A 7,653-nucleotide genomic window follows, 5' to 3' on the forward strand; every position below is an offset into this window, starting at 1 on the left:
TAAAATATGTAATTGAAAATGATTCATCATTGAATAAATTTCCGCTTACACTTCCCAGTATCATTTTATTGATTTGTTCAAACGTTTTATTGTTACCCACATCAACGCTGCTTTTGTTTCCTTCGTTGTTTATATAAACTTTGTTGTCTTTAAAAATGATGCTATATGTATATGGTTTAGTATATTTCCAAAGCAATTTATCGGGAGTTTCAAAAACCATTTGACCAGAGGTCTCAATGGGTTCTGAAAGAAAGGACATATGCTTGAATTGGGTAAAATCAGTTGTAAGGTTATGGATAGCTTTGGCAGTATTATCAGCTTTCGCCCTAAAGGTCTCGGCTTCAGGGTTACTCATCTTTTCGCCTTGAGCGAAAACATTAACTGACAACAAAAGAATCAAAACAATATTAATCTTCATAAGGTTCTAAGTTTATAAGTTGGTTAACAGTTACAGCTTCAAATTTTTCATTTTTTATATAAATCAATAACTGTTCCAATACATTCGCCGTTTTTTTGGAAGTGTCATGCAACAAGACAATACTGCCTGGTTTTAATCGCGCTTTAATTCTCTTTAATATAGCTTTTTCAGATTCAATAGCGGTGTCTAAGGACCTCACATTCCAGCCAATAGCATGGTGTTTTGTTTTTTGAAGTGCCTTTTTGATATGGAGGTTTGTCACCCCAAAGGGAGGTCTGAAAAAAGTCGGTTTTTTACCTGCTTGTTTTTTTATCAACGCATCTGTTTTATCGAGTTCATTTTTCACCCTCTTTGATGAAAAAAAACCGAAGTTATTGGAATGCGAATAACTATGATTCGCAACCGTATGCCCATTATCAATAATTTTCTGAAAAATATGCGGATATTTTTCTATCTGCCTTCCAATACAAAAAAAGGTTGCTTTAGCACCATGTTTCTCGAGTAATTCAAGAACGGACAAAGTAATGGGATGTGGACCATCGTCAAATGTTAGTGCTATTTTATTTAAGTTTTGAGGTCCTTTGGAAAAGGATTTGATAAAAAATCCGGATTGTATTGTTGAAGAACCCCAAACCAAGAAACTAAGCCAAAACAAAATGATTAAAACACACCAGGAGTAACTTATATCAAATAGTGTTGCAGCAACCAGAACAAATAACAAAGCGGTTGCACTTGCAATAGATATGTTTTTAAAGGTCAGCATGGTTTAATAAAGTTAAACTATGGTCTTTTCCGCGGTATTGATTATACAATAAAACCCTGTTTATGGGGTGTTTTGTCAATTGGTTTTTTTGAAATATTTGTGGGATTTCTTGTTTTTTAAGAATTTGCAGGGCTGTCCATAACCCAAATGTAGTTGCTGTGTTGTATTCACCACATAAATGCTTGTAATAAAGTTGTGATGTGTTTGGAAAGAGCGTTTCTGCCTCGTCATAATAGCCGTCAAAGGCTACATCACCATTGTTGCCCAACACAATCAAATCTATATCGTGAGCTTTAAGATTATTGTTTCTTAAAAATTGATCAATAAATAAAGCAACTTCACTTTTTTTAAGTGCATTGTGAGTTTCAACAGCTTCAAGAATAGCATACGAAGTTGATTTTTTTTGATTTTCAAGAACAAAAAAGCCTGCTCCTTCGCTAAAAACTGCACCCGGTGTCTTAGGGTCTAAAACATCAAAAGGTCCTTGATGTTTCTTTTTAATCAAACCAATCAATTCATAAAGAGATAAGGTGTGACTTGATGTTTCATCAACACCTCCTGCAAGAATAGTAGCGGTTTCGCCAGTTTCTATTTGAAGTAATGCATCGAGCAAAGCCGACTCAAATGAAATCGGACCATTTACATAAGTGAAATTATAACCTTTGCATTGCAAATTAAGTGCTATTTGGGCTCCCACAGTATTGTGGGTAGATTGAATAAAAGATGTTGGTGTTAAATACTGCTCTTGGTTAGCGATTATTGCTTTCAAAAACTTTTCTGAATCTTGCAAACAACCCATTCCTGTTCCTGTTATGATTGCATCAGGATTGACAACACCGGCTTCTTTGAGTGCATATTGAGAAGCTGCAATGCCCATTTTCACCCCTTTAGCCATTCTCCTGATTGCCCCGGGTGAAATAAATGCTTTGTAGTCGGGGTTTTTTGCAGAAAAAATAACATCTGTAGTGTTGAGTTCAACCTCATCCAAAAAGCCTCCATCAAAAGTATTTTGAGCAGATATACAACCTATGCCATTGATATAACACTTTTTCATAAACTTTTAGAAAATATCAAGGTTGAACAATTGCCTCCAAAACCGAATGAATTTGACAGTACGTGATGAACCGGCTTTTCCAGTAAGCTTGTTTGGGGTATTAAATCAAACTCCTTCATAGGGGTTTTGAAGTTTTTATTTGGAAACACCATATCGTGTTTAAGTGCCAGAATGCTATAAACTGCCTCTACAGATGCGGCCGCAGCTAAAGTGTGACCGGTAAAAGGCTTGGTAGAACTAAATACAGGTACGTTTTTTCCAAATACATTTTGAATAGCACGACCTTCAGACAAATCATTGTTTGGAGTAGCGGTGCCGTGTGCATTGATATAATCAATATCAGTTAGTTCCAATCCTGAAACTTCAAAAGCCTTTTTCATTGCCAAGGTAGCACCTTCTCCATTTTCTGATGATGCTGTTTGATGAAAAGCATCGTTTGCATTTCCGTATCCGGAAAGGTATGCCAGCACTTTTTTATTGTTATTTTTAACTTGACTTTCAGATTCCAAAACTATATATGCAGCTGCTTCACCCAGATTAAGGCCTTTTCGGTTGTCATCAAATGGTGTGTTCACATCATCTGTCAGAATCATTAATGAATTGAAGCCGTTGATAGTAAATATAGAAAGTGCATCAGCTCCGCCAACTATAACGCGTTCCAGCTTGCCCGCTTTAATGAGCCTCGCTCCCATCATTATGGCATTTGCTGCAGAAGAACAGGCTGTACTAATGGTTGTCACAAACCCTTTAATACCCAAATATTCTGCAATTTGATGTGATGTTTCTCCAGCATCATGACTAAGAATAAATCTTCTTATTGCTTCATTCTCGAAATACTCATAAAAGTATTCTTCTGTTTTATCCATTCCGCCCACACTGGTTGAGGAAATTAACCCTGTGGGAACTTCATTTATGATTTTTATGCCGGCGCTTTCCACAGCCTGTGCTGCAGCATAAGCTCCTAAAAGTGATGTTCTTGGAAAACGGTGGTTCGTTGGCAATCCAAGCTTGCTTTCAAGTTCTTGGTTGCTAAGCTTGATTTCTCCAAACTTTAGAGTGTCTTTATGAATGGTTTTAAGATAATCGGTTTTTGATATTCCGGTTGCACCATGAATCAACGCATGAAAATTTTCTTCAACATTGTTTCCAATGGAAGAAATAATTCCCATTCCCGTTATGGCCACCTTGTTTGGCATAAGTTATTTACTTCTGTGTTCTGAGATGTATGTGGCCATGGTGTTGATGGATTGAAAGATTGTTTTGCCATCTTTAGGGTCTGTTAATTTGATACCATAGTCCTTATCCATTAAAACAATCAGCTCCAGCGCATCGATTGAATCTAATCCAAGACCATCGCCAAAAAGCGGGTCGTCATCACTGATGTCATCAATCGCAATGTCTTCAAGGTTTAATGCTTCAATAATTTTTGTTTTGAGTTCGTGCTTTAAATTTTCCATAGTTGCTTATTCTAAATATAATTTTTTTATTGTCTCTGATTGATGTTTTATTTCGCCCTCTTGATCAACTAGATAAATAAAGGCTTCATAGTTTTCTTCAGTATATTCAACCCAACCACAAAGTACTTTATTTGCTTTTCCTGAATTCAATATTTGTTCAGAATAGCCAGTTAAGAACTCAGGTTGAAAGTTTTCGAATACAAAGAAAGCATTTACTGTTTGTAATTTATACTTTATACTGATTTCTCCCAAACAAATATTTGCCAAAGTATACACAAATACCGCCGGGCTGGGGAAAAAACTGGTTTCATCTGCAATGGAGTCTTGATGCTTTAAATCTGTATTAAGGCTTCCGCTTCTATTTGAAAGTATTAAGGCTATGTTTTCTTGCTCAGGTTTGTAGTTTTTAGTTTTAAAAAGAACTTCAGTAGCTAAAAGAGCCAACTTACTTAAGTTATCCATTTTATAAAACTTAGGATAGTTTAAGTCAATTTGTTTATACAATTTTTTACTGAACTCTTTAAACGATGTTACTTGGATATCACTAAAAAGTGTCTCTCCGTTGAGGGAAAGACTGTTTTTCCTTATCGAAACATAATCTGATATAAAAAATGGTTTCTTCAATTGACTATGCTATTTTTTCAAATAATACGGCTATATTACATCCTCCAAATCCGGAAGCCGTTTTTAAAAAGTATTTGATGTCTCTTTGTTGATTGTTTTCTATGATGTTTAAAGGTTGAGAAATTCCCGATGTTTCATAACCCACAGAAGGGATCAACACATTTCTGCAAGCACTTTCTATGGAAATAATGGTTTCTAACATACCTGAGGCTCCCAACGTATGTCCATAATAGCCTTTTAGACTGTTGAGCGGGACATCTGCAAGTGAAGCCCGGTTAAAGGCTATTGCTTCCATCTCATCATTATAAATTGTAGCAGTTCCATGGGCTGAAATAAAATCTATTGTATTAGCGTCAATTTCCGCCTCTGCAAATGCAGAAACTATACTTTTGTAAAGTCCTTCACCGGTGCGGGAAGGACCCGAAATATGATTGGCATCGTTGATAGCTCCTTCACCTAAAATTTTAACCGATAAGTGTGGACTTTTACTTTTCTCAGTAGAAATATAAACAGCTGCTGAAGCCTCTCCAAGTGTAATTCCATCCCGACTTTTATCATAAGGTCTGCACGGTGCATCACTGATGGCCTGAAAGGAATGAAAACCTGACAAAACAAACTCTGAAATTAAATCGCCGGCAACAACCAGAGCATCCTCATAAACTCCCGCTTGTATCATTCTTTTTGCAACGGCTACTGACAGCAGTCCGGAGACACAGGCGTTGGAAATTACAATCGCTTGCTGTGTTAAACCAAAAAATTCATTTACTGTCTGAGCTGCTTCATTTAATAGAATCCTTCTGGGGTTGGTATGTTGTAATTCATCAATATTACCCTTGGTTGTAGAAACAATAAGCGGTGTATCTTTAGAGATGGAGTGGTTTAAAAACAGTGGTCTCAATGCCAGAATAAGCATCTTTTCAAGCTTTGTATATTTTGATGAGTCTCCTATTTCAGCAAATGTTTGGTCTAAAAGTGCTTCTTTAAGTTTAGAAACAAAAACAGGTTGGTGATAATCTTCAGTTTTTGTGATTCCAGACTTTCCTTCCAGCAACGCACCAAAGTTTGATTCTACATCAAACCCCAGGGGTGTGATACAATTGGTGTCAATAATATAAACATCCCTCATCGCCATTTTTACAAACCGTTTTCATTTTTCCAAGATTGGAAAAAAGGTGGATTATTAAGTGCTAAACTGTCATTATTATCTAAAAACACTTGAATAGTTTCACCGGTACAAACAACTTGTTTTTGCTCATTAAATATGATGTACTGAAAAATCATTTTTGCAGCCGGTGTATTTATAAATGTGGTTTCTATCGTAGCAATTTCACCATATCGCAAAGGCAGTTTATGTTCACATACAGACTTTACAATGGGTGTGGTGTAACCGTTTTCTTTTACGTCTAAATAAGAAATTCCATGGTGTCTTCCAAAGGCTTCCCGACCGTCTTCAAAATAGGTGATGTAGTTTCCATGCCAAACAATCCCCAAGGGGTCTGTTTCATTAAAACGAACTCTAATATCTTTTGAAACTTTTAGTGTTTTTGAAGGGCTAAACTGCTCTTTCTTTCTTGTCATATCCAATGGCTAATAAAACAGTGATTATAAAGAACAAAAGTAGGAAAATAATTTCGGGAAGGATGGCTGCAATTTTACCGTTGCGCAACAAAACATCATAAAATGCTTCAAGCCCCCAATTCATTGGAGAAGCTACAGCTATCAACTGCATAATTTTTGGCATTGCAAAAACCGGAATCCAAACACCTCCCACTGCAGCCAGTATAACCACAAAAGTAGCTCCAAAGGGAGCCGATTGCTCAGGGGTTTTGGCGATGGTTCCAAGCAATACACCAAAACCAATTGCTGCCAATCCAGAAAAGAGTGCCACTATGGTCATCAAAAACAAATGACCTCCAACATCCAAAGAAGGAAGCTCAAAATAAGGGAACAAATAAACCCCAACACCCACCATAAGGTAAAATTGAATAAGGCAAATTAAGAGATAAGTAATCGTTTTTCCGGCAAGAACGATGGCATAGGAAACCGGGTTTGATATGAGTCTTACCAAGGTGCCTTGTTGTTTTTCTTTTACAATGTTTATGGAAAGTGGCACCATTATGAAGAAAATAGCAAAGAGTGTCCAAGCGGGCACATTGTGTTGAACTGAATTTGGCAAAACTTCTTCATCATCTCCCGAGGGTGTCATTTCGCTAAAAGTAATAAAGCTTTCTTCTTCAAACAGAGCGCCCACGTCTTCACCAATTTGTTCCTGGAAAGCAGCATAAATTGATTTGTTTTCAATCTGTGCAATCATTCTGTCAATACCATTTTTAACGCTATTTTTAAATGCCATTTGTGTAGCTGGATCAAAATATAGCTTGATTTCTTTTGGACTAATTTCTTCGATATCAGTCTCTGATTCTTCAAAGCCAAGATCACTTAATATGGCTTGCACATTCTGATTTACTTTTTGTTGTAAATCCCTGCTTAAATGTTTCGGTATTACAATAGCCAACTGGTATTTTCCTTTGAATACTGCTTCACCAGCAAAAGATTCACTGATGGGATTTCCATCAATTTCAGACAGCATTTCAAACGCACCATTTTTCTCCAATTGTTCTTTTACTGTTTTTGATATTGTTCCTTGATCATTGTCCACAAGAAGTATAGGAATGGAAGTGTCTGAAACAGAGCGAAACGTGCTGTCCTGAATAAGTGTAATTGTTATAATCAACACCAAAGGCATCACAAATAGAATGATAAGACCCCCGGGGTCTCGCATTTGCAAAAGAATTTCCTTAATAACCGATCTTTTAAGCCTATGAAACATCACGTAATTCTTTTCCGGTTATGGCAATAAAAACATCTTCAAGGTTTTTGGCATCAGGTGTCTCTTTAATTAATTTTCCGGGACTTGCGTGAGCATAAATTTTACCCTGATCAATAATGGCGATTTTTGTACACAAGTCTTGGGCTTCAATTAAGTGATGCGAAGTGTAAATAATCGTCATTCCGTTTAAATTGAGTTCTTTCAAATAAGCGATGATCACATTTTTTGATTGTACATCTACCCCCACAGTGGGTTCATCGAGAAAAAGAACTTCGGGTTTGTGAAGGATTCCGGCAATTAAATTAATGCGCCTTTTCATACCTCCTGAAAAGGTGTCAATACGTTTATTGGCAAATTTCTCTAGTCCGAGTTTATCAAGCGACTCTTTTACTTTTAAATGAAGTTGTGAAGGCTTTAGACCACTCATGCTTCCAAAATACATCAGGTTCTCATAAGCAGTTAGTGTTGGGTATAATGCAATGTCCTGAGGGACAATTCCAATAATCT

Annotated in this window: 10 protein-coding genes; all 10 read right to left on the minus strand. The window is 36.6% G+C overall.

Annotation, left to right across the window (positions count from 1 at the left end; all coding sequences use genetic code 11):
* On the minus strand, positions 1 to 418 hold a 418-nt coding region (locus AACY61_RS05915; protein WP_339610661.1), incomplete at its 3' end, for an outer membrane lipoprotein carrier protein LolA.
* The gene (locus tag AACY61_RS05920) at positions 408 to 1,181 is read right to left on the minus strand and encodes a polysaccharide deacetylase family protein (RefSeq protein WP_339610662.1); all 774 of its coding nucleotides are present in this window, start codon (positions 1,179 to 1,181) and stop codon (positions 408 to 410) included. The genes AACY61_RS05915 and AACY61_RS05920, both read right to left, overlap by 11 nt.
* On the minus strand, positions 1,168 to 2,235 hold the full coding sequence (locus AACY61_RS05925; RefSeq protein WP_339610663.1) for a beta-ketoacyl synthase N-terminal-like domain-containing protein: 1,068 nt from the start codon (positions 2,233 to 2,235) through the stop codon (positions 1,168 to 1,170). Before AACY61_RS05925 ends, AACY61_RS05920 begins: the two co-directional genes overlap by 14 nt.
* Positions 2,232 to 3,431 carry a beta-ketoacyl-[acyl-carrier-protein] synthase family protein gene (locus AACY61_RS05930; protein ID WP_339610664.1) on the minus strand — a complete coding sequence of 400 codons (1,200 nt, stop codon included), beginning with the start codon at positions 3,429 to 3,431 and terminating at the stop codon, positions 2,232 to 2,234. Before AACY61_RS05930 ends, AACY61_RS05925 begins: the two co-directional genes overlap by 4 nt.
* A gap of 3 nt (positions 3,432 to 3,434) precedes the next feature.
* Positions 3,435 to 3,692 carry a phosphopantetheine-binding protein gene (locus AACY61_RS05935; RefSeq protein WP_339610665.1) on the minus strand — a complete coding sequence of 86 codons (258 nt, stop codon included), beginning with the start codon at positions 3,690 to 3,692 and terminating at the stop codon, positions 3,435 to 3,437.
* 6 nt (positions 3,693 to 3,698) lie between these two features.
* The gene (locus AACY61_RS05940) at positions 3,699 to 4,316 is read right to left on the minus strand and encodes a 3-oxoacyl-ACP synthase (RefSeq protein WP_339610666.1); all 618 of its coding nucleotides are present in this window, start codon (positions 4,314 to 4,316) and stop codon (positions 3,699 to 3,701) included.
* Between the two features lie 4 nt (positions 4,317 to 4,320).
* Positions 4,321 to 5,442, minus strand: coding sequence for a beta-ketoacyl synthase N-terminal-like domain-containing protein (locus AACY61_RS05945; protein WP_339610667.1), 1,122 nt, complete (start codon positions 5,440 to 5,442; stop codon positions 4,321 to 4,323).
* Positions 5,443 to 5,450: 8 nt separating this feature from the next.
* On the minus strand, positions 5,451 to 5,894 hold the full coding sequence (locus AACY61_RS05950) for an acyl-CoA thioesterase (RefSeq protein ID WP_339610668.1): 444 nt from the start codon (positions 5,892 to 5,894) through the stop codon (positions 5,451 to 5,453).
* Positions 5,869 to 7,146 carry an ABC transporter permease gene (locus AACY61_RS05955; RefSeq protein ID WP_339610669.1) on the minus strand — a complete coding sequence of 426 codons (1,278 nt, stop codon included), beginning with the start codon at positions 7,144 to 7,146 and terminating at the stop codon, positions 5,869 to 5,871. Before AACY61_RS05955 ends, AACY61_RS05950 begins: the two co-directional genes overlap by 26 nt.
* The coding region (locus AACY61_RS05960; protein WP_339610670.1) for an ABC transporter ATP-binding protein at positions 7,136 to 7,653 on the minus strand (518 nt) is incomplete at its 5' end. The genes AACY61_RS05955 and AACY61_RS05960, both read right to left, overlap by 11 nt.

Source organism: uncultured Planktosalinus sp., from assembly GCF_963973675.1.
Lineage (GTDB): Bacteria > Bacteroidota > Bacteroidia > Flavobacteriales > Flavobacteriaceae > Planktosalinus.

What these genes read in the sequence shown, in the direction of transcription:
- AACY61_RS05930 (WP_339610664.1), bottom strand. Translation starts at nt 3,431, where the DNA reads ATGCCAAACAAGGTGGCCATAACGGGAATGGGAATTATTTCTTCCATT.
- AACY61_RS05955 (WP_339610669.1), bottom strand. Translation starts at nt 7,146, where the DNA reads ATGTTTCATAGGCTTAAAAGATCGGTTATTAAGGAAATTCTTTTGCAA.
- AACY61_RS05935 (WP_339610665.1), bottom strand. Translation starts at nt 3,692, where the DNA reads ATGGAAAATTTAAAGCACGAACTCAAAACAAAAATTATTGAAGCATTA.
- AACY61_RS05945 (WP_339610667.1), bottom strand. Translation starts at nt 5,442, where the DNA reads ATGAGGGATGTTTATATTATTGACACCAATTGTATCACACCCCTGGGG.
- AACY61_RS05950 (WP_339610668.1), bottom strand. Translation starts at nt 5,894, where the DNA reads ATGACAAGAAAGAAAGAGCAGTTTAGCCCTTCAAAAACACTAAAAGTT.
- AACY61_RS05920 (WP_339610662.1), bottom strand. Translation starts at nt 1,181, where the DNA reads ATGCTGACCTTTAAAAACATATCTATTGCAAGTGCAACCGCTTTGTTA.
- AACY61_RS05925 (WP_339610663.1), bottom strand. Translation starts at nt 2,235, where the DNA reads ATGAAAAAGTGTTATATCAATGGCATAGGTTGTATATCTGCTCAAAAT.